Raw genomic sequence first — 18753 nt, forward strand, 5'->3', positions numbered from 1 at the left:
GGGCGGCGAAGTTTCAGGAAGGCACTTGTGAGGCAGTTCAGAACAACCCGGCTGATGGTGCTGGCAGGCGCGCTTTCGTGCGCGGCTGCGGCTCATTCTCAGCATGGGGGTGGAATGGGCGGCATGGGTGGTGGTCGCATGGGCGGCGGCATAGGGAACATGAACCGCGGCCTACGGGGCAACAATGCCTCCAATCCATCGCCGGGAGCTCATCTGGGACTTTCGGGACGCTGGTGGGACGAGCGGAAGACGATCAAGTCTCTGAACCTGAGGGACGATCAGAAGCAACGGATGGACGAGGTGTTTGCCAGCAATAAGGGCTCCCTGGTAACGCTGCTGGGCAATCTGAAGCACGAAGAAAACGCACTTTCGTCGATGAGCAAGCAGGACCGGCAGGACGAGACGAAGGTGTTTGCGGCGATCAATCGCGTAGAGACGGCCCGAGGGGAGCTGGCGAAAGAAATTGCACACGTGCAATTGCAGATACGGCAGCAGCTTGATCCCGACCAGGTGATAAAGCTGGACGCAGCGATCGCAAGTCAGCAGTAGGCTCGGTTGCTTTTAGTCAACTGATACGTGACGGTCGACAGGCATCTACCAGATAAGATCCCTCCTTCCACCTTCGCCGACGATGAGACTATCAGCGAAGATGGGGCACCCAGCGGTTAGACAGCTACCTGAATTGCAATAGGACACTTGTTTCACGATAGGATGGATGCGCTGAAGACCTTCGTTCCACGAGGTTCAGCGCATCTTTTCTTTGCAGGAGTTTCCCTTGTTCCTTTCGCGATTCGCTCAGCACAGACAGCTACACAAACAGCTACTTTCTGTTGTATCCACCGGTATTCTGCTGGCCGGGATGTTGCCGATGGCGCAGGCCCAGGGAGGAGATGATCACTGGGTTGGAACGTGGGCGACCTCGCCGATGGGATTTCCGAATAAGGGCGGCTCACTGGGAGACGATAAGGGGACGACGCTGCGGGAGATCGAACATATCTCGGTGGGTGGGTCGACGGTGCGGGTGACGCTGAGCAACGAGTTTGGCGTGGAGCCGTTGACGGTGAATGCTGCTTCGATCGCTGTGCGTCAGAGCGGGAGCACGGTGAGCGGAACGGTGCCGCTGCTGTTTGGCGGGCGACCTGCGGTGACGATCCCAGCGGGGGCGCTGGTGGTGAGCGATGCGGCCGCGCTAACGGTGAAGCCGCTGAGCGATGTGGCGGTGAGCCTGTTTCTGCCGATGCAGCCGCAGACGCTGGTCACTCGTCACGGATTCGCGGACCAGACGAACTACCGGGTAAGCGGCGATGCGACCTCGAGCGCGGAGCTGACCGAGGCAAAGACCTTTACCTCGTGGGAATATGTGAAGGGCATCGATGTGAAGGGGGATGCGAAGAGCGCGTCGGTGGTGCTGTTTGGCGACAGCATTACGGATGGCGCACTGAGCACGCTGGACAAAAACGCCCGGTGGCCGGATGTACTGGCGGCGCGGCTGGCAGCGGATAAGCGGACAGCGAAGGTGGGCGTGCTGAACGAGGGTATCGGCGGCAACCGCGTACTGCATGATACGACGGGGCCGAGCGCGCTGGCACGGTTCGATCGCGACGTGATCGCGCAGACCGGGGTGAAGTACGTGGTGATTATGGAGAGCATCAACGACATTGGCCATGCGGCTGATCCTGACCCGAAGAGGCGCTACGACATCATCACGGCGCAGGACCTGATCGTCGGGTTCGAGCAGCTGGCGCGGCGCGCGCATACGCACGGCATCAAGGTCTATGGAGCCACGCTGACACCGTATGTCGGAGCGAAGTATCAGTCCGATGAGGGCGAGGCGATGCGGCAGGCGGTGAACCAGTGGATCCGGACGTCGAAGGATCTCGATGGCGTGATCGACTTCGACAAGGTGACGACGGATCCTGCGCATCCGGGGGTGTATCTGCCGGCGTATGACAGCGGCGACCATTTGCACCCGAAGGACGCGGGTTATAAGGCGATGGGCGAATCTGTCGACCTAAAGTTGTTCACGAAGTAGCCGATAGAAGGTTCAACGGCGAATGCGGCCTCCTCTCCGAAGGCGGCAGACGCTCCTCGACAAACCTGGGAACTCTCATGGGCGATCGCTGGCAGGCGGTCGCCCATCTTTTGTCGGTGATGGCTGAATGGAAATGCAGATTCCTCCGCTGCGCTGCGGAAGGACAAGTTTGAAAGGTATGCGAATGCAAACAGGCCCTGCGCTGAGAAGCGCAGGGCCTGTTGTTTGTTGCGGCGAAGTTTAGGCGAGCTCGAGGCCGGCGAAGAAGTAGCCGATCTCGAAGGCTGCGGTCTCTTCGGCGTCAGAGCCGTGGACGGCGTTCTCGCCGATGGAGGAGGCGTACTTCTTGCGGAGGGTGCCTTCGTCCGCCTTAGCCGGATCGGTCGCGCCCATGAGGGTGCGGAGGTCGGCGATGGCGTTGTCCTTCTCTAGAACCATGGGGAAGATGGGGCCGGAGGCCATGAACTCGGTGAGTTCGCCGAAGAAGGGGCGAGCGGCGTGGACATGGTAGAAGCCCTCGGCCTGGGCCTTGGAGAGCGAGATTTTCTTGATGGAGACGATCTTGAAGCCCGCCTTTTCGATGTCGGCGAGGATGGCGGCGGCGTAGCCCTTCTTGACTGCGTCCGGCTTGATGATGCTGAAGGTGCGTTGTGACACGAGATTCTCCTGAGGCTGTCGGTGATATACGGGCGACTTACAGAGGGGATCGCCTGCGTTTGGACAGCTCTACCAGTGTAACTGGACTGGAGCGCCGCTGCGGAATCGCGGGGGGAGCTTAAATGCCACAGCCTGCCTGAGGGGCAGGCTGTGGTGCGTAGAAACGCTTGTCTGCAAACGGCTACTTGCCGAGGAGCTTTGCCATCGCGTCGCCGATCTCAGCTGGGGATTTGACGACGGTGATGCCGGCGGCGGCCATCGCGGCCATCTTGCTGGCGGCGGTGCCTTCGCCGCCGGAGATGATGGCTCCGGCGTGGCCCATGCGACGGCCCGGAGGCGCCGTCTGGCCGGCGATGAAGCCGACGACGGGCTTTTTGACGTGGGCCTTGATGTACTCGGCTGCGGCTTCTTCGGCGGAGCCGCCGATTTCACCGATCATGATGATGGCTTCGGTGTCGGGGTCTTCGTTGAGGAGCTTGAGCGCATCGATGTGCGTGGTGCCGATGATGGGGTCGCCACCGATGCCGATGGCGGTGGACTGGCCGATGCCGCGCTGCGTGAGCTGGTAGACGGCCTCATAGGTGAGCGTGCCGGACTTCGAGACGATGCCTACCTTGCCTTGAAGATGGATGCGGCCGGGCATGATGCCGATCTTGGCCTTGCCGGGCGAGATGACGCCGGGGCAGTTGGGGCCGATCAGCGTGGACTTCGAGGCTTTCACCACCGGGTAGACCTTCGCCATGTCGAGCACAGGGATGCCCTCCGTGATGCAGACGACGAGCGGGATGCCCGCGTCGACGGCTTCGAGGATGCCATCGGCAGCTGCCGGGGGCGGGACGAAGATGACGGTGGCGTTTGCGCCGGTGGCGGCGACGGCTTCCTCGACGGTGTTAAAGACCGGCCAGCCTTCGTGGGTCGTGCCGCCCTTACCGGGGGTCACGCCGCCGACGACGAGTTTGTTTCCAAACTGCTTCGCGTACTCATCGCAGCCCTTGGCGTGGAAGGTGCCTTCGCGGCCGGTGATGCCTTGAACAATGAGTCGTGTTTCTTTGCCTACGAGAACTGACATATGTCTTTACCCTCTGTGTTTTACAGAAATGCTATTTGGCCTTGATGCGCAACGTCTTACGGAGCGCTGCGGCCGGTTTTGGCTCGGGCTCATTCCGGCTTTTCTGATCGGTATACCCAGGCACACGGAGCTTTTCAAAAAACCGCTTGTGACTTGAATTGAGCAAATCCGGATTCTTGGCACGGCACGCTCCTATAAGAGCGAATTCGAGTTCCTTAATAGAAGGCACAGGCTTACGACTGCGACGTTTCTTCTTTGCTGCGGCCTCACCCCTCACCTTCTTGGGTTGCACAAGTTTGTCTTTGTCGGTCACTCTTCCTATAAGCAAAATCTCGACGTCACCAGCAGGAAAGAGGTCTGCCAACTTTCGGAAGAGTGGCTTCTTTATTTTGGAGTTGTAATGCTGATCGAAGCGCTTTGCAAAACCCTTGTCAGTTCTACCGACATATAAAGGGATAGTGTCACCATCCGATTGGACCGAGATGATGTAAACGCCTATCCCACGACAAATATCTTTATCGGCTACCTCTACGTCCTTCCAGAACTTGCTCAGCTCGCTCGGGCTTACAAATGCAGCCCTCCGCTTGATTCGATACGGCCCATAAGTAGCGAACCTTGGCATTTGTCTTATCCCTTCGCGGCAGCCACAGCCAAGTCGGCGGCTTCCTTCATGGTTGCGCCGATCTGAACCTTAAGTCCCGAATCCGCGATGATCTGTCTTCCCTCTTCGACATTCGTGCCTTCGAGGCGGAGGATAATGGGCAGCTTAACATCCAGCTTGCGAGCCGCTGCGACGACGGCCGTTGCCAGCACATCGACGCGGAGGATGCCGCCGAAGATGTTGATGAAGATGGCCTTCACGTTGGGGTCGGAGAGCAGGATGCCGAAGGCGTTTTCGATCTGCTCCTGGTTGGCGCCGCCGCCTACGTCCAGGAAGTTCGCTGCCTTGCCACCGGCGTATTCGATGATGTCCATCGTCGCCATGGCGAGACCTGCGCCGTTGACCATGCAGGCGATCGAGCCGTCGAGCTTGATGTAGTTGAGCGCGAACTTCGAGGCTTCGACTTCGAGCGGGTCTTCTTCCGAGATGTCGCGGAGTTCCTTCAGGTCCTTGTGGCGGAACATGGCGTTGTCGTCGAAGTTGATCTTGCAATCGAGCGCGACCAGCTTGCCATCCTTGGTGGTGATGAAGGGGTTGATCTCCATCAGCGTGCAGTCGGTCTCGATGAAGGCTTTATAGAGGCCCATCATGAACTTGACCGCCTCGCCAACCTGCTCCTTGGTGAGTTCGAGCTTGAAGGCGAGCTTGCGGGCCTGGTAGGCCTGCAGACCAAGGCCTGGATCGATGTATTCCTTGAAGATCTTTTCGGGGGTGTCGTGCGCTACCTCTTCGATCTCCATGCCGCCGGCCTGCGAGGCCATGAAGACGACCTTGGAGGAGGCGCGGTCAAGGACGAGACCGAGGTAGAGTTCGCGATCGATCGCAGATCCCTCTTCGATGAGCAGGCGCTGGACTTTCTGGCCTTCGGCACCGGTCTGGTGCGTGATCAACTGCATGCCGAGGATCGCCTTCGAGGCTGCATCGGCTTCTTCGATGGTCTTGGCTAGCTTGACTCCGCCGCCCTTGCCGCGGCCACCGGCGTGGATCTGCGCCTTGACCACGACGACCTTATTCCCAGCGGAGAACAGCGCCTTGGCGGCCTGATCGGCCTGTTCCAGGGTGGTGGCCATCTCGCCGTTGGGGACGGTGACGCCGTATTTGCGAAGGATCTCTTTGGCTTGGTACTCGTGGATCTTCATGCTGGCTCCGTGTTGGTGCGATGGTAGCGAAGGCGACTGCTTGCGATGTCATGGTAGCGAGTGGCTGCAAGGTGCGGCAAGCGAGCTCTCCGATTATCGGCAGGGATGGGCGAAATGCTACTCTTCACGCCTTTCGCGCTTTTCCATTCGAACCCTCAGACCTCAGCATTCTGCTTTGAAACACGCAGGCCCCCAAGCGCTTTGATAGGCTCAGAGGGTTATGTCCATTCAGCTAGAGTTGCGTCGGATTGTCGAGGGGCACGAGACCCTCACGTTAGAGGAAGCCTCGACGCTGATGCGCAGCATTCTGCTGGGCGAGGCGAGCGATATGGAGCTGGCGACCCTGCTGGGCGCGCTCGCTGCTCGTAAGGAGACCGCTGCGGAGGTCGCCGGATTTGTATTGGCGATGCGCGAGGTGGCACAAACCCTGCCGCTGACCGACGCGGAGCGCGAGGTGCTGGTTGATACCTGCGGAACCGGTGGCGATGCCAGCGGCAGCTTCAATGTGTCCACCGGGGCCGCGCTGGTGGGCGCTGCTGCCGGAGCGACCGTGGCCAAGCACGGCAATCGTGCTGTCACCTCGACGTGCGGCTCTGCCGACGTGCTAGAGGCACTGGGTATTCCCATTCTGCTGCCTCCCGATCAGGCAGCCGAGGCGCTGCGGCGGCACCGGTTCTGTTTTCTGCTGGCACCCTCGCACCATCCAGCTATGAAGGCCGTGCTGCCGGTGCGGCGAGCGATCAAGGTGCGCTCGGTGCTGCATGTGCTGGGGCCGTTGCTGAACCCTGCTGGAGCGCGGCGACAGGTGATGGGCGTGTATCGCTCGCGGCTGATCCCGCTGGTAGCGGAGGCGATGACTTTGCTAGGCACGGAACACGCCTTTGTCGTGCATGGCGATGCCGGACCGAACGGAGGGCAGGATGAGTTGGCGCTGAGCGGACCGAGCGAGGTGGCAGAGGTGCGCAGCGGTGCTGTAAACAGCTACGTGGTGACTCCCGAGCAGTTTGGTCTACAGCGGGCGCCGGTGAGTGCACTCGAAGGCGGAGATGCCAGCTTCAATGCGGGAATTCTAACGAGTGTGTTTGCCGGAGAAGCTGGACCTCGGCGAGACATCGTGCTGTTGAATGCGGCAGCGGTGCTGGTGACCGCGGGGCTGGCGAAGGATATCGCGAATGGCGTGCACACGGCGGCGGAGGCGGTTGATAGCGGCGCTGTGACCAAGCTGGTTGAAGCGCTGCGCGTATAGTTGCTCGCAGAGGTGCTGTAATGGCTCGAGTAACCGGTGTGGGTGGTGTGTTCCTGCGGTCGAAAGACCCCGGTGCGATGGCGAAGTGGTATGCCGAACACCTCGGTGTGGTGCTGAACGACTTCAACGGCGCGGCCTTTCAGTGGAGCGACGAAGTTCCGAAAGGCACCGGCATGACGGTGTGGTCAGCGTTCCCGGAGAAGACCGAATACTTTGGCGAAGGTCAGCAGGCGGTGATGCTGAACTATCGCGTGGATGACCTGGATGCGCTGCTCGAATCGCTGACGGCCAAAGGTGTGTGGGTGGACCCGAAGCGGCAGGACGAGGGCTATGGCAAGTTTGCGTGGATCAAGGACTGCGATGGGAACCGCGTGGAGCTTTGGGAGCCGCTGGCGGATTAGCAGCGATCTTTCCCGGAGCAACCTGTTCTACGGCAGCCGAAATTGCGGGACACTTTAGCTATGACTTCGTCGAAGCGATCGTCGCTGGCTGCGGCCATCAAGCAGAGCAAACCGTTCAAATCTCCGCAGCAGGAGTTGTACGTCAGCATCGCGAAGACCGCGTCGGAGCTGTCGCTGTCGATTGAACGCTTTATGCGGACGTATGGCATCACGCAGATTGCCTACAACGTGCTGCGCATCCTGCAGGGGAGCGCGCCGGAGGGGCTGGGGCGGAACGAGATCTCGGAGCGCATGATTACGGCTGCGCCGGACATGACGCGGCTGCTCGACCGGATGGAGCGGGACGGGCTGGTGGTGCGGACGCGAGGCCAGGAAGACAAGCGACAGGTCGCAACGACGATTACCCAGGCGGGGAAGGATCTGCTGGCGCGGGTGGAAGCGCCGCTGCTGAAGCTGCACGCCGACCAGTTTGCAAAGTTGTCGGCGGCGGAGGTGCGGGCGGCGACCCAGTGGCTCGGCGTGCTGCGGGATGCGAACTCTGGAAAAGAGTGAATCCGGAAGCGTGTTACAACACTCATATGGATGTTGAAGCACGGAGGTCCCCATGCCTGCATCGCAATCCGCACCCTCGATCTCTGACGACATCGGCCTTCATCCGCCGAAGTATCGCCTACCTGCAAGCACCCATGTTGGGCGGGTGCGGCTGGCGGTGTCCAGCCTGGGGCAGTCGATTGCGTTTTACTCGCGCGTAATCGGGCTTTTCGTCCTGCGGCAGGAGCCGAGGTTTGCGCAGCTGGGGGCGCGGGGTAGCGACGAGGTGCTCCTGGAGCTGGAAGAGATGGCGGAGGTCACGCCGATCACGCGGCGGTCGCGGCTGGGGCTGTATCACACGGCGTTCCTGCTGCCCAGCCGCGAGGACCTGAGCAGCTTTGTGCGGCATCTGGCGGCGCAGGGTATGCAGTTCGGCGCGGGAGACCACATCTACAGCGAAGCGCTATACCTGACCGATCCGGATGGGCTGAGCGTGGAGGTGTATGTCGACCGCCCGAAGAAAGACTGGCAGTATGAGGGCCGCGAGATTGTGAGTGCAACGAACCCGGTTCGGTTCGAGACGCTGCCGCCGGTCGCTGAAGATAGCTGGCAGGGAGCGCCTGCCGGGACGACGATCGGCCATCTGCATTTTTATATCGGCGACCTGAAGCAAGCAGCGGCTTTTTATAACGCGGGACTCGGGCTGGACATTGTGACGTGGCGGTATCCGGGTGCGTTGTTTACGTCTGCTGGTGGATATCACCATCATGTGGGGCTGAACGTGTGGGCTGCGGGCTCTCCATCGGCAACGAGCGAGGACGCTCGGCTGCTGTTCTGGGAGATGGTTCTGCCGACGGAGCAGGAACGCGAGCGAGCTTTGCAGAACCTGCTGGAGGGCGGCTTTGCGCGAGTAGAGAGCGCCTATGGCAATCCGTCTGTGGTCGATCCGTGGGGCATTACGGTGTCGCTGGTGGTGCGTGCCGAGGCTGAACCGAGTCTCGAGAGCTCAGGCGTTTAGCGAACAGAGATTCTGTTTGATGGCCTAGAATGGCTGCGCACGCCATCCCGGAGGGCGCATGTCGTCTCAATCGAAGCTCAGGACTATCCAGCAGGCCATCTTTCTTCTCGTAGTGTTCTCTGCGGCTCTTTCGAGCCCGGCGCAGAAGGTGCCACCGCATAAAGCAGCCAGCGTTCTGTTCAACGGCCACGATCTCTCGACCTTCGATACCTACATCCGCGGCGAAGGGCTCAACTCCGATCCGAACCATATCTTCACCGTGGAGAAGGGTCTGATCCATGTCTCAGGGAATGGTTTTGGCTACCTCATCACGCGCGAGTCGTACAAGGATTTTTATCTGACGGCGGACTTCAAGTGGGGTGACGGTACCTTTCTCGAACGCCATGGACAGGCGCGTGACTCCGGCATCCTGTTCAACGTGCAGGGCGAGCAGAAGGTGTGGCCGCGCTCGATCGAGTTCCAGATCACCGAAGGCGGGACCGGCGACTTCTGGCTTACTGACGGAGCGGCGCTGACCGGCATCGCGAAGGACGGCACGGTGTTGCAGCATGTGACGGGGCCTGCGGGTTCGGCGGTGAATATTCCCCGGTACAACAAGGGGCAGGCACCGAACGTCACGGGAGTACGCGACCCGACTGGTGAGGTGGAGAGACCGCATGGCGAGTGGAACCACCTGGAGCTGATCTCGCAGGGAGGACACATCTGGCAGTACGTGAATGGCAAGCTCGCGAACGAGGGCAAGGACGCCTTCCCGGCTGACGGCAAAATTCTCTTCCAGTCGGAGGGCGCAGAAGTGTTCTACCGCAACCTGAGGCTTTACCCGCTGAAGTAGGAGACACGCGCCCGACCCGGTAAACTAGAGGGATGCTGATTCCTTCGATTGACCTGATGGGCGGGCGGATTGTGCAACTCGTGCAGGGTGAGACGCTAAAGCTCGCCTTTGATGATTTTGATTACTGGATTGACCGCTTTTCGAAGTACCCGCTGGTACAGCTGATCGACCTGGACGCTGCGATGCGGCAGGGATCGAACGCGGAGCTGGTGGCGATGATCTGCAAGCGGCTGCCGTGCCAGGTGGGCGGTGGGCTGAAGACTGCCGAGGATGGACAGCGGCTGCTCGATGCCGGTGCGAAGCGAGTGATCTATGGGTCTTCGCTGTTTGGTGAGGGCGGCGTGCAAAAGGCATTTGCTGCGGGCCTGAAGAAGGCGTTGGGCGAAGAGGCTCTGTGCTTCTCGGTCGATACCAAGGGTGGCAGGGTCGCGGTAAAGGGCTGGAAGGATTCGGTAGACCTGACGCCAGAAGAGGCTGTGACCTGGCTCGAAGATTACTGCGCGTCATTCCTGTACACGCACGTCGATACGGAAGGCACGATGCAGGGATTTCCGATGGATGCGGCAGCGATTCTGCGGGCCTGCACGGCGCGACAACTTATCGTGGCGGGCGGCATCAAGGAACGCGCCGAGGTGGATGCACTCGATGCCATGGGCGTGGATGCAGTGGCGGGGATGGCTGTGTATTCGGGGGCTATGGAGGCGTAGTCGGGCAGTTTGCATCTTCAGTCACAACCTGAAGGCTCTGGAAGAATGTTTATGCGTTCGCCGCCGACACGAACGTTGAGTACCTGCAAATACCATGTGCCTTCCAGTCTGGTTGCGACTACATGCATGCGGCCGGCGTTCTTCGGGCCGGAGACAGAGAAGTCGAGATCGGCACTACCTTCGGCGTTCGTGGTTCGCATCCCGCCGTTGATAAACCACCCGGCTTTGAGCGGTAAGCCGAGGCTTTGCACTACGCATGGCGAGAGTTCGGCGTCTTGCATGGCGAGTCGATAGGCATCGCTGTGTCGCATGCCAGCCGAGATGAGAAAGATCATCCCCGCGGCACAGCAGCCTCCGAATAGCGCGATGAACCCCACTAAAAGAGAGATACCCAAACACCCCAACGACGGCTTGCGCTTGCCGGACGGGGGTTCAAGCTCGTCGCCAGGGGCTGGCTGCGTCGTGTGCGACATGGTTGCCGCAATGATACACATCCCCGCAGGTTGGGAGCCTACTGATCCAGGTTATCGCCGGCAATGGCGTAGTAGCCCTTGCGGGCCTGGATATCGAGGCCCTTGCCGCAGTCGAGCTTGATCTTGCGGAACTTGCCGTCGGCGTTCTTGTTTTCGGGCGTGTAGCTGGCAAGATATTGCGTGCGCAGTTCGTCCTGGATCTGGTCGAAGGCGTCTTCGAGCTTGCGACCGTTGTTGCCAACGTCGATGACGCGGCCGCCGGTGTCGTGGGCGAGGGATTCCATCTGCGAGCGACCGTTGAAGGCTCCGCCCATGCCGCCATAAAACGGGTGGTCCGCGATGAGGATGACGTAGATGATGGCGTTGGACTTCTGCGCTGCCTCGGTGGCAGACTTCAGGGTCTCCTGCGAGCCCTGATCGCCGCCGTCGGTCAGCATGACGATGATCTTGCGACCGGTCTGGGCACTGAGTTTGTCGTGTGAGGCGAGGTACACGGCGTCGTAGAGCAGCGTGCCGCGTGGGTTGTTGGTGGGCAGCGGGCCGCCACCGATACCTGGGATTCCGGCAGAGGAGCTGGCGGTATTGATGCTGGCCTTGTCGATGGCGCGACCCAATTCGCGGGGCGAGTTGGTGAAGTCGGCGAGGAGATCGACGTTCACATCGAAGGAGATGAGGAAGGCCTCGTCCTTGGGGGTAATAACCTCGCGCAGGAAACGGTTGCCGGACTCCTGCTCCAGCGGCAGCACATGCTGCTGCGAGCCGGAGGTGTCGAGCAGAATGCCGATGGTGAGCGGCAGGTTCTTTTCCGCGGTGAGGTTCTTGATGGTCTGAAGCTTGCCCTCTTCATAGAGCTGGCACTCGTCTTTGCTTAGTCCGGTGACGAAGCCATTGTGGTCCTTGGCGGAGAAGTAGATATCGACGAGGTTGACGCTGACCTTGAGGGTCTGCGAGGGGTCGATGATGACCTCTTCCTGCGGCTTGGCCTTGCTGGGCGGCGGTGGAGCGTCCGGTGAGATGGAGTCCTGGGCGCGCACGGCGAGCGGCGCGGCAGCAAGGCCGAGCAGGACGACCAACGGCAAGGCGAGGCTGAAGGGACGGCGAAGCAGGGTCATATTGACCTATTAGACGACGAGCGGTGCGGTTTTCGCTACAGGTGCGTCTATAGGAGGAGGTGCCCATAAAGAACCGGTGTTGATGCAACGGAAGTCCTGCGCTGGTAGTCTCAAAGGGTATACGCATTTGGTTCGATGGGAGGCGGCGCGGTTCGCAGCAGCCCCCCCTCCGCCCAAAGCAGAAGCCTGCGGACAGGCGAAGGAAAGAGGATTACGGATGGTGTTCGGCAAAGAGATCTTCAGTAGACAGCGAGTGGGAACACACGCAGGAGCAAACCGCGTGGGAATGAAGCTGGCTGCTATGGCGGTGTGCGGCGTGATGAGCGGGGCCCTGTGGGCACAGGCGCAACAGCAGGTACCCGATGCTCCGGCACCGCAGCAGCTGCCCAAGCTGAACACCTTGACGGGAGTGGCTCCAGCGCTGCCGAATGCTCCGACCGCGGCACCGATCACGGCTGATCCGAACGCAGTACCCAGCTCACTGCAGAGCACCAAGCCGGCTCCTCAGGAAGAAGAAAAGCATCCGGATGACGGGCAGGCACCGGACATCAATAGCTACCAGGCCTTCAAGCTGGCTCCCGTTACCGTTCAGTTCGTCCAGATCCCTTTCACGGTAAAGGACAGCAAGGGCAAGCTGGTCCCGGGTCTGACGTGGCGCGATGTACGCATATACGAGAACGGACTGCGTCAGTCGCCAAAGTTCTTTACAACCGATCCCTTCCCTCTTTCCGTTGCTCTCGTCATCGATCAAAGCGTGACACAGGACACGATGGAGAAGATCAACGACTCGCTGAGCTCTCTGCAGGGCGCGTTTTCGCCGTATGACGAGGTCGCGGTGTTCACGTACAACAACGGCGTGACCAAGCAGACCGACTTTACGGCTGCGCAGAGCGCTCGGCTGGGCGTGATCCTGGAACGGAGCAAGGGCGTAGGCCGCGAGGCGATGATGCCTGGCGGTGGTCCGCTGGCGAGTGCCGGTACGATCAACAATCGCCAGATCGACCCGAACTTTAACCGGCAGGAACAGAACGGCATGCAGCTGAATCCGCCGAAGGAGTACCACACGCTGCGCGACGCTATCTTCGCTGCGGCGCAGAGCACGTACAAGGTTGGTCGTGAACGTCGTCGCCTTGTGTATGTGATCTCCGACGGCAAGGAGTATGGCAGCAAGATCACCGAGAAACAGCTGATCAAGTATGCGCAGACCAACCACGTCGAGGTGTACGCGACGTTGGTGGGCGATTCGGCTGTCCCGGGACTCGGTTTCCTGGATCGCATCCATCTTCCGATGACGATGCGGGATGACGAACTGCCGCGCATTGTGGCCCAGACCGGCGGGCAGACCGATCCCGAGTTCCGCCTGAAGGGCATTCAGGCCAGCTTTGCCAAGATCACCGAAGAGGTACGTACGCAGTACACCATCGGCTACTACACGCATGAGTCTCCCTTCAACGAGAAGTTCCGCAAGGTCGAGGTCCGCGTCCTGCGTCCTGGCCTGACGGTCATCGCTCCCGACGGCTACTATCCTTCGGCGGCTGACAGCAAGCCTGCTGCGGTGACGCCTTCGGCTGCCCCGTAGTGCCGGGACTGGATCCAGCTGCGCTGATCGCGCTTGCCGCCGCCGCCTCATGGGGCGGCGGCGACTTTTGTGGTGGTATGAGCTCGAAGGCCGTGGACGGGGGCATGTCCGCGACGATGCGGCTGGTCATGCTGGCACAGGGATCGAGCCTTGCGGTGCTGGTGGGGCTGCTGATCGCGCAACACGCGGCGCTGCCGCATGGCGCACCGATGCTGTGGGCGCTGCTGGCGGGCGTCTGCGGTGGTATCGGCTCGGTGGCGTTCTTCAACGCTCTCAGCCGGGGGGGCATGGGAGCTCCTGCGGCAGTCAGCGGGTTGCTGGCTGCCGCGCTGCCGGCGGCAGTTTCGATTGCAATGGATGGAGCTCCCGGTGCGTTGAAGCTGGCGGGGTTTGTGATTGCGGCCGTCGCCATTTGGCTAGTGGCAGCGGGAGAGTCTCCCGAGAGCCCGACTGGCGGACGCGGAGCAATGGGACTGGCGATCTTTGCGGGCGCTGCGTTCGGCGTCTATTTTCTCGCGCTGAAGCTGGCGAATCCGCTCGGCACCCTGATGCCCGTGGCTCTGGCGAGGAGCGGTGGCATTGTTTCACTGGCCATTGCGTTGATCTTCACGCGCAATCAGCCCGCAGGCGTGCGCTGGACGGCAGGCTGGCGATGGGCGATGGGGCTGGCGCTGCTCGATACCGGCGGCAACCTGCTGTTTATCGCCGCGACCCGCATCGGTCGGCTGGATGTGGCTTCGGTGTTGGCGGGGCTGTATCCGGCGGGGACGATCCTGCTCGCCGCGTGGCAGCTGCATGAGCGGCCAACGCGGCGACAGATGGTAGGAATGGTGAGCGCGCTGGTGGCCGTGGTGATGATTACTGTCTAGGTCTACTTCTTCTTTCTTGCCTTGGCAGATTCCTTTTCCATCGCCCTCGCCGCAGCGGCCTTGTCGGAAAGCTTGTTCAGATCGATGCCACTCGGGTTGAAGCTGGGCTCGGGATACGTCAGTTTGAGTGAGCGCATCGCCTCAATGACGATGGTGCTGACCGCTGCGTTGCGATACCACTTGTGGTCGGCGGGGATGACAAACCACGGCGCATCCTCGCAACTGCTGTTCGAGAGCAGATGCTCGTACGCGTTCGTGTATTTGTCCCAATACTGCCGTTCGACCAGATCTGCGGCGGAGAGCTTCCAGTGCTTGTTCGGATCGTCGATGCGTGCCTGGAGGCGGGCGGTCTGTTCTGCGCGCGAGACGTTCAGATAAAACTTCAACACGACGACGTTATTGTCGACGAGAGTCTGCTCCCACTTGTTGATGTCGTGCAGACGTTTTTTCACGGTCTTCTTGTCGATGGTTCCGTGAACGAAGGGTGCGAGGACGTCCTCATAGTGGGAACGGTTGAAGATGCCGATCATGCCACGGGCGGGGGTCTGCGACTGGATACGCCAGAGGAAGTCGTGGCGCGCCTCTTCGGGTGTAGGGACCTTGAAGCTGGAGACGTTGCAGCCCTGCGGATTGATGCCGGAGAAGATGTGGCGGATGACGCCGTCCTTGCCGGCGGTGTCCATGCCCTGCAACACGATCAACAGGGCTTTGGTTTGCGACGCGTAGAACCGCTGCTGTAGTTCGGAGAGCTCCTCGGTATGCTTCGCGATCATGAGCTCGCCGGCGGCTTTGTCCTTGATGCCATCCGTGGTGGTGGTGGAGAAATCGCTGAGACGAACCTTCTTACCGGGCTTTACGAGATAAGGCGACGAAAACTTCATAGAGATTTGGATGCAACGAACTTTGATACAGCGAACATGGTTGGCGATTATCGCTGAGGTTTTTGAGATTCAAAAGCAAAAGGACGAGCCCTTGGCTCGTCCTTCGCAGAAAGTATGGATGTCGCGATTAGGCGACAGGGGGCTTGATGTCATCGCCGGGCTTCGGGGTTACGACGTGAGCGTCGGTAGGCTTAGAGGCTTCCTTCACTTCGTCGGTGACGCCCTTCATGCCTTCCTTGAAGCCGCGGAGACCTTCGCCGAGACCCTTGCCGAGCTCCGGCAGCTTGCGGCCACCGAACAGCAGAACAGCGATACCAGCGACGATGATGAGGTGCCAAGGTTGAAAGAGTTCCATGGTGGTGATTCTCCTTGCGTGGCCGACTGCGCCGGTCCATAAACTTAGAACTTGCGGAACAGTCCGCTAAAACGACCGAGTCCCGAACACTGCCATTGTCGCACGTTCGGAGACTGTCTGTGGGGATACGCGCCCGGCGAGGGATTGGATGCGCCATTGAGTGCGCCGGGGAGAGCTTTGGCGGTATATCCTGAAGGGGTTCGGATTTTCGACAAAGACGGTGGATCGTGAAATGGCGATTGCCGACACTTGTGGCTGTTGTGCGTCTAATCAGATAGTCGCCACCGTCAGAGATTTGGGCACCACCGAGTTTGGTTCTATCCAATTTGCAACCCCATGCGCGGAAACTGCGCGCCAAGAGGAAGATGCTTCAACCGATGAAGACCATGATTTTGCCCGCAGGGCGTAGCCTGCGCCTTTTTGCCACTTGCGCCAGCCTGATGCTGGCTGCGATCTTTAGCAACAATGCCTCCGCCCAAGTAGCAGCGCCTGGCACAATTGCAGTGAAGCCAGGCTCGGCCGCGGCGCTGGCTCCGGGAACAGGCCCAAGCTACGACAACAGCTGGGACTTTTACGGCGGTCTGAGTTTTATGAACGGCCAAGCCGGACAGCAGCTGCCCAAGCGGTACAACATGGGCGGCGGCGAACTGGAGGCCACGTACTGGCTCGGTACGCCTCGCAACGGCGGTTACCTGAAGCGCCACCTTGGCGTAACGGGCGACGTTCGGTTTGAGGCCGGTACTACGCCTGTGCTACCCAACCAGTACAACCTGAACCGCGTATTGGCGCAGCAGGCCATCGGCGCTGGCGGCGTGAGCCTGCGCGGACCGAAGAACCGCTACGTCGCCATCGATCTGCACGCCATTGCCGGCGCTTCTCACGGTGTGTTCGATCATGCAATCACAGGCTACCCGCCCAGCAGTGTGGGCGTTACTCCCCCCACGGTCGACACTATCGGCGTCTACAGCAACCGGACGACTCCATGGGGCGCCGCTGGCGGTAGCATCGACTTCAACCAAGGCAAGAAGTGGGCCGTGCGCCTGTCACCGGACATGATCTTCGAACATTTCGGTACAGAGACACGCGAGTACTTCTCGATTTCGATGGGCGCACTGTATCGATTTGGAAAGAAATAGCAAAAAAGTAAAGAGAAAGCAGTAAAAGTATGGCCGCCCTCATGGAGGGCGGCCTTCTGCATTTGACGCACTTGCTACTTTCTACTTATCGCTTCACTACTTCTGATCCTGCAGAAACGCTGGCGACACAGGGTTCTCATAGATCGAGTAATCGCGTGTAACCACAGTGAGGCCGCCGGAGGAGACGAAGTAGTTCTTCTTGTCCTGCTCCGGGTCGTAGCCAATAACCGTGCCATCCGGGATGTGGACGTCGCGGTCGATGATCGCATTGCGGATGTGGCAGTGGCGACCGATATTGACGTGCGAGAAGATCACACTGGAGTCGACATCGGAGTAGCTATTGACGCGCACATCGTGCGAGAGCACCGAGTTGCGAACGACCGAACCCGAGATAATGCTGCCCGAAGAGACGATGGAGTTGATACCCATGCCCGTGCGGCCCGGTTCGCCGAAGACGAACTTCGCCGGCGGGTACTGGTAGGCGCGCGTACGCATCGGCCAGGCTTTGTCGTAAAGGTTGAAGACTGGCGAGACGGAGGCGATGTCCATATTGGCGTTGAAGTAAGCGTCAAGTGTGCCGACATCGCGCCAATAGAGCGCGCGCTGCTTGTTCTCATCAACGAAGTTGTAGGCGTTGACCTTGTAGCGGCCGAGTAGCTTGGGCAGGATGTTATGGCCGAAGTCATGCTTGGAATCGGGGTCTTCCGCATCCTTGACCAACTCCGGCAGCAAAACATCCGTATTGAAGAGGTAGATGCCCATGGAGGCATCAACCATCTCAGGATTGAAGGGCGAGCGGATATCGGTGGACTTCGGTTTTTCTACGAAGCCGACGACCTCACCCTGACGAGATACTTCGACAACGCCAAACTCGGCGACTTTGTCGGGATCGATCGGCAGCGTGGCGATGGTGACGTCTGCGCCTGAGTCTTTATGCTGTTGCACCATCAGGGCGTAGTTCATCTTGTAGATGTGGTCGCCGGAGAGGATGAGCACGTACTTCGGTTCTTCCGAGCCGATGGAATAGATATTCTGGTATACCGCGTCGGCTGTGCCCTGATACCAGGATTTCGAGACGCGCTGCATGGGTGGCAGAATTTCGATGAATTCGCCGAGTTCACTCGCGACGACTGGCCCCCATCCCTCACGGATGTGTCGGTTAAGGGACAAAGCCTTGTACTGCGTCAGGATGTAAACGTGACGAAGATCGGAGTTGATGCAATTGGAGAGGGTGATATCGATGATGCGATATTGCCCAGCGAAAGGTACTGCAGGTTTAGCGCGATCGCGCGTGAGCGGGAAGAGCCTTTCGCCCGCGCCACCAGCGAGCAACACACCAAGAACGTCTCTCATCATCCACCATCCTTACCGAACTGAAGCCAACCTCAAACAGGCCGAGCAAGGCGGGCCCACCGAAGTCCATGTACCCAAGCCATACGATGCCAGATTGCGCGACTATGCCGCCCGAGTGTAGCACCCGAAAGTGTTGGCCTGTCCAGCAAGAAAATGCTGGAGAGATGGAAAGGGCAAGACCTATCGATACAGATCGTAGAAGAAACAAGGCGCGAGGAGGCGGCAACGATATCGTTACTGGCTGCCGTCGCCTAACGCTCCCTGCCGGGGGACGTCATGCTCTTCCGTAGTAATGCGCAGTGAGCGTAAGAAGTTGAGGTCGTTGTTCGTGAAGGGACCATCGGCCACCTCCTCGCCTGACTCGGCATCTGCCACTTCGGCGTCCTCGGCTACTTCGTTGAGGCCAATTGTGGCTTCCAGCATCAGGAGGACGTCAAAGCCCTGTTCACGGATTTCGCGAACGACGCCGGAGATCTGGTCCGACTCACTCACTGACTCGTGAATCGCTTCGCCTAACTTCTGGATGAGTTCTTTTACCTGCTGGTTCAATGCCACCTCCCACGTTCTCCGCGGAAACCCTTTGTTCACCGGAGACCCAGGCGAGACGCGACCGTCTGGGCTGCCGTATACCACCGCAATGGGTATTCCCGTATGACCTGGGAACGGCAGATGCGATGGTTTTAAGATAAACCCGATGCGGTA

The 18753-nt window shown here is 60.0% G+C and carries 21 protein-coding genes; 11 read left to right on the forward strand and 10 right to left on the reverse strand.

Translation table 11 applies throughout. The annotated features are described in order from the left end of the window. The first annotated feature begins 27 nt into the window (after window positions 1-27). Complete coding sequence (locus OHL14_RS07705; RefSeq protein ID WP_263378760.1) at window positions 28-549, forward strand: Spy/CpxP family protein refolding chaperone; 522 nt, start codon at window positions 28-30, stop codon at window positions 547-549. Window positions 550-775: 226 nt separating this feature from the next. Next, entirely contained in the window at window positions 776-2032 is a 1257-nt protein-coding gene (locus OHL14_RS07710; RefSeq protein WP_263378761.1) for an SGNH/GDSL hydrolase family protein, read from the forward strand. Between the two features lie 240 nt (window positions 2033-2272). Here OHL14_RS07710 and ndk read toward each other — a convergent pair whose 3' ends face one another. From ndk to sucC, 4 genes are all read right to left on the reverse strand, one after another. Beyond that, window positions 2273-2689: a nucleoside-diphosphate kinase gene (gene ndk / locus OHL14_RS07715; protein WP_263378762.1), complete on the reverse strand. Its 417-nt coding sequence runs from the start codon at window positions 2687-2689 to the stop codon at window positions 2273-2275. Window positions 2690-2870: 181 nt separating this feature from the next. Then, window positions 2871-3758 (reverse strand): succinate--CoA ligase subunit alpha, encoded by an 888-nt coding sequence (sucD, locus tag OHL14_RS07720; protein WP_263378763.1) that lies wholly within the window; start codon window positions 3756-3758, stop codon window positions 2871-2873. 31 nt (window positions 3759-3789) lie between these two features. Further along, window positions 3790-4380, reverse strand: coding sequence for a GIY-YIG nuclease family protein (locus OHL14_RS07725; protein ID WP_263378764.1), 591 nt, complete (start codon window positions 4378-4380; stop codon window positions 3790-3792). A 5-nt stretch (window positions 4381-4385) separates the two neighbouring features. Beyond that, complete coding sequence (gene sucC / locus OHL14_RS07730) at window positions 4386-5558, reverse strand: ADP-forming succinate--CoA ligase subunit beta (protein ID WP_263378765.1); 1173 nt, start codon at window positions 5556-5558, stop codon at window positions 4386-4388. 220 nt (window positions 5559-5778) lie between these two features. Between sucC and trpD the strand changes: the two genes are divergently transcribed. Genes trpD through OHL14_RS07760 form a run of 6 tightly spaced genes read left to right on the forward strand, consistent with a single transcriptional unit; the run spans window position 5779 to window position 10293 of the window. Then, a complete protein-coding gene (gene trpD, locus OHL14_RS07735; protein ID WP_263378766.1) occupies window positions 5779-6804 on the forward strand; it encodes an anthranilate phosphoribosyltransferase in 1026 nt (341 codons plus the stop codon). Window positions 6805-6824: 20 nt separating this feature from the next. After that, window positions 6825-7205 carry a VOC family protein gene (locus OHL14_RS07740; RefSeq protein ID WP_263378767.1) on the forward strand — a complete coding sequence of 127 codons (381 nt, stop codon included), beginning with the start codon at window positions 6825-6827 and terminating at the stop codon, window positions 7203-7205. 60 nt (window positions 7206-7265) lie between these two features. Continuing rightward, window positions 7266-7757: a MarR family winged helix-turn-helix transcriptional regulator gene (locus tag OHL14_RS07745; protein ID WP_263378768.1), complete on the forward strand. Its 492-nt coding sequence runs from the start codon at window positions 7266-7268 to the stop codon at window positions 7755-7757. 52 nt (window positions 7758-7809) lie between these two features. Continuing rightward, a complete protein-coding gene (locus tag OHL14_RS07750) occupies window positions 7810-8754 on the forward strand; it encodes a VOC family protein (protein ID WP_263378769.1) in 945 nt (314 codons plus the stop codon). A 58-nt stretch (window positions 8755-8812) separates the two neighbouring features. Next, on the forward strand, window positions 8813-9586 hold the full coding sequence (locus tag OHL14_RS07755) for a 3-keto-disaccharide hydrolase (protein WP_263378770.1): 774 nt from the start codon (window positions 8813-8815) through the stop codon (window positions 9584-9586). 32 nt (window positions 9587-9618) lie between these two features. Further along, a complete protein-coding gene (locus tag OHL14_RS07760; RefSeq protein ID WP_263378771.1) occupies window positions 9619-10293 on the forward strand; it encodes a 1-(5-phosphoribosyl)-5-[(5-phosphoribosylamino)methylideneamino]imidazole-4-carboxamide isomerase in 675 nt (224 codons plus the stop codon). A 17-nt stretch (window positions 10294-10310) separates the two neighbouring features. On the opposite strand, the gene OHL14_RS07765 is transcribed toward OHL14_RS07760, so the two are convergent. Beyond that, a complete protein-coding gene (locus OHL14_RS07765; protein WP_263378772.1) occupies window positions 10311-10766 on the reverse strand; it encodes a cytochrome c oxidase assembly factor 1 family protein in 456 nt (151 codons plus the stop codon). A 38-nt stretch (window positions 10767-10804) separates the two neighbouring features. Next, entirely contained in the window at window positions 10805-11878 is a 1074-nt protein-coding gene (locus tag OHL14_RS07770; protein ID WP_263378773.1) for a VWA domain-containing protein, read from the reverse strand. 286 nt (window positions 11879-12164) lie between these two features. On the opposite strand from OHL14_RS07770, the gene OHL14_RS07775 reads away from it, so the two are divergent. Together OHL14_RS07775 and OHL14_RS07780 are read left to right on the forward strand one after the other, a co-directional pair. Continuing rightward, window positions 12165-13457 carry a VWA domain-containing protein gene (locus tag OHL14_RS07775; protein ID WP_263378774.1) on the forward strand — a complete coding sequence of 431 codons (1293 nt, stop codon included), beginning with the start codon at window positions 12165-12167 and terminating at the stop codon, window positions 13455-13457. Next, window positions 13457-14326 carry a DMT family transporter gene (locus tag OHL14_RS07780; protein WP_263378775.1) on the forward strand — a complete coding sequence of 290 codons (870 nt, stop codon included), beginning with the start codon at window positions 13457-13459 and terminating at the stop codon, window positions 14324-14326. The genes OHL14_RS07775 and OHL14_RS07780 overlap by 1 nt, the downstream gene beginning before the upstream one ends. Window positions 14327-14328: 2 nt before the next feature. On the opposite strand, the gene OHL14_RS07785 is transcribed toward OHL14_RS07780, so the two are convergent. Both OHL14_RS07785 and OHL14_RS07790 read right to left on the reverse strand, forming a co-directional pair. Continuing rightward, window positions 14329-15207, reverse strand: a complete 879-nt coding sequence (locus OHL14_RS07785) for a polyphosphate kinase 2 family protein (RefSeq protein ID WP_263378776.1) — start codon at window positions 15205-15207, stop codon at window positions 14329-14331. 127 nt (window positions 15208-15334) lie between these two features. After that, on the reverse strand, window positions 15335-15562 hold the full coding sequence (locus tag OHL14_RS07790; RefSeq protein WP_263378777.1) for a Sec-independent protein translocase subunit TatA/TatB: 228 nt from the start codon (window positions 15560-15562) through the stop codon (window positions 15335-15337). A 377-nt stretch (window positions 15563-15939) separates the two neighbouring features. Between OHL14_RS07790 and OHL14_RS07795 the strand changes: the two genes are divergently transcribed. Continuing rightward, window positions 15940-16698, forward strand: a complete 759-nt coding sequence (locus OHL14_RS07795; RefSeq protein ID WP_263378778.1) for a hypothetical protein — start codon at window positions 15940-15942, stop codon at window positions 16696-16698. A gap of 96 nt (window positions 16699-16794) precedes the next feature. On the opposite strand, the gene glgC is transcribed toward OHL14_RS07795, so the two are convergent. Both glgC and OHL14_RS07805 read right to left on the reverse strand, forming a co-directional pair. Continuing rightward, window positions 16795-18051 carry a glucose-1-phosphate adenylyltransferase gene (glgC, locus tag OHL14_RS07800; RefSeq protein ID WP_263379071.1) on the reverse strand — a complete coding sequence of 419 codons (1257 nt, stop codon included), beginning with the start codon at window positions 18049-18051 and terminating at the stop codon, window positions 16795-16797. A gap of 234 nt (window positions 18052-18285) precedes the next feature. Then, on the reverse strand, window positions 18286-18600 hold the full coding sequence (locus tag OHL14_RS07805) for a hypothetical protein (RefSeq protein WP_263379072.1): 315 nt from the start codon (window positions 18598-18600) through the stop codon (window positions 18286-18288). Between the last annotated feature and the right edge of the window lie 153 nt (window positions 18601-18753).

This window comes from Granulicella paludicola (assembly GCF_025685545.1).
GTDB classification, from domain to species: Bacteria; Acidobacteriota; Terriglobia; order Terriglobales; family Acidobacteriaceae; genus Granulicella; species Granulicella paludicola.

What these genes read in the sequence shown, in the direction of transcription:
- OHL14_RS07750 (WP_263378769.1), top strand. Translation starts at nt 7,810, where the DNA reads ATGCCTGCATCGCAATCCGCACCCTCGATCTCTGACGACATCGGCCTT.
- OHL14_RS07785 (WP_263378776.1), bottom strand. Translation starts at nt 15,207, where the DNA reads ATGAAGTTTTCGTCGCCTTATCTCGTAAAGCCCGGTAAGAAGGTTCGT.
- trpD (WP_263378766.1), top strand. Translation starts at nt 5,779, where the DNA reads ATGTCCATTCAGCTAGAGTTGCGTCGGATTGTCGAGGGGCACGAGACC.
- OHL14_RS07765 (WP_263378772.1), bottom strand. Translation starts at nt 10,766, where the DNA reads ATGTCGCACACGACGCAGCCAGCCCCTGGCGACGAGCTTGAACCCCCG.
- sucD (WP_263378763.1), bottom strand. Translation starts at nt 3,758, where the DNA reads ATGTCAGTTCTCGTAGGCAAAGAAACACGACTCATTGTTCAAGGCATC.
- OHL14_RS07760 (WP_263378771.1), top strand. Translation starts at nt 9,619, where the DNA reads ATGCTGATTCCTTCGATTGACCTGATGGGCGGGCGGATTGTGCAACTC.
- OHL14_RS07755 (WP_263378770.1), top strand. Translation starts at nt 8,813, where the DNA reads ATGTCGTCTCAATCGAAGCTCAGGACTATCCAGCAGGCCATCTTTCTT.
- OHL14_RS07740 (WP_263378767.1), top strand. Translation starts at nt 6,825, where the DNA reads ATGGCTCGAGTAACCGGTGTGGGTGGTGTGTTCCTGCGGTCGAAAGAC.
- OHL14_RS07795 (WP_263378778.1), top strand. Translation starts at nt 15,940, where the DNA reads ATGAAGACCATGATTTTGCCCGCAGGGCGTAGCCTGCGCCTTTTTGCC.
- OHL14_RS07775 (WP_263378774.1), top strand. Translation starts at nt 12,165, where the DNA reads ATGAAGCTGGCTGCTATGGCGGTGTGCGGCGTGATGAGCGGGGCCCTG.
- OHL14_RS07790 (WP_263378777.1), bottom strand. Translation starts at nt 15,562, where the DNA reads ATGGAACTCTTTCAACCTTGGCACCTCATCATCGTCGCTGGTATCGCT.
- OHL14_RS07745 (WP_263378768.1), top strand. Translation starts at nt 7,266, where the DNA reads ATGACTTCGTCGAAGCGATCGTCGCTGGCTGCGGCCATCAAGCAGAGC.
- OHL14_RS07725 (WP_263378764.1), bottom strand. Translation starts at nt 4,380, where the DNA reads ATGCCAAGGTTCGCTACTTATGGGCCGTATCGAATCAAGCGGAGGGCT.
- glgC (WP_263379071.1), bottom strand. Translation starts at nt 18,051, where the DNA reads ATGAGAGACGTTCTTGGTGTGTTGCTCGCTGGTGGCGCGGGCGAAAGG.
- sucC (WP_263378765.1), bottom strand. Translation starts at nt 5,558, where the DNA reads ATGAAGATCCACGAGTACCAAGCCAAAGAGATCCTTCGCAAATACGGC.
- OHL14_RS07770 (WP_263378773.1), bottom strand. Translation starts at nt 11,878, where the DNA reads ATGACCCTGCTTCGCCGTCCCTTCAGCCTCGCCTTGCCGTTGGTCGTC.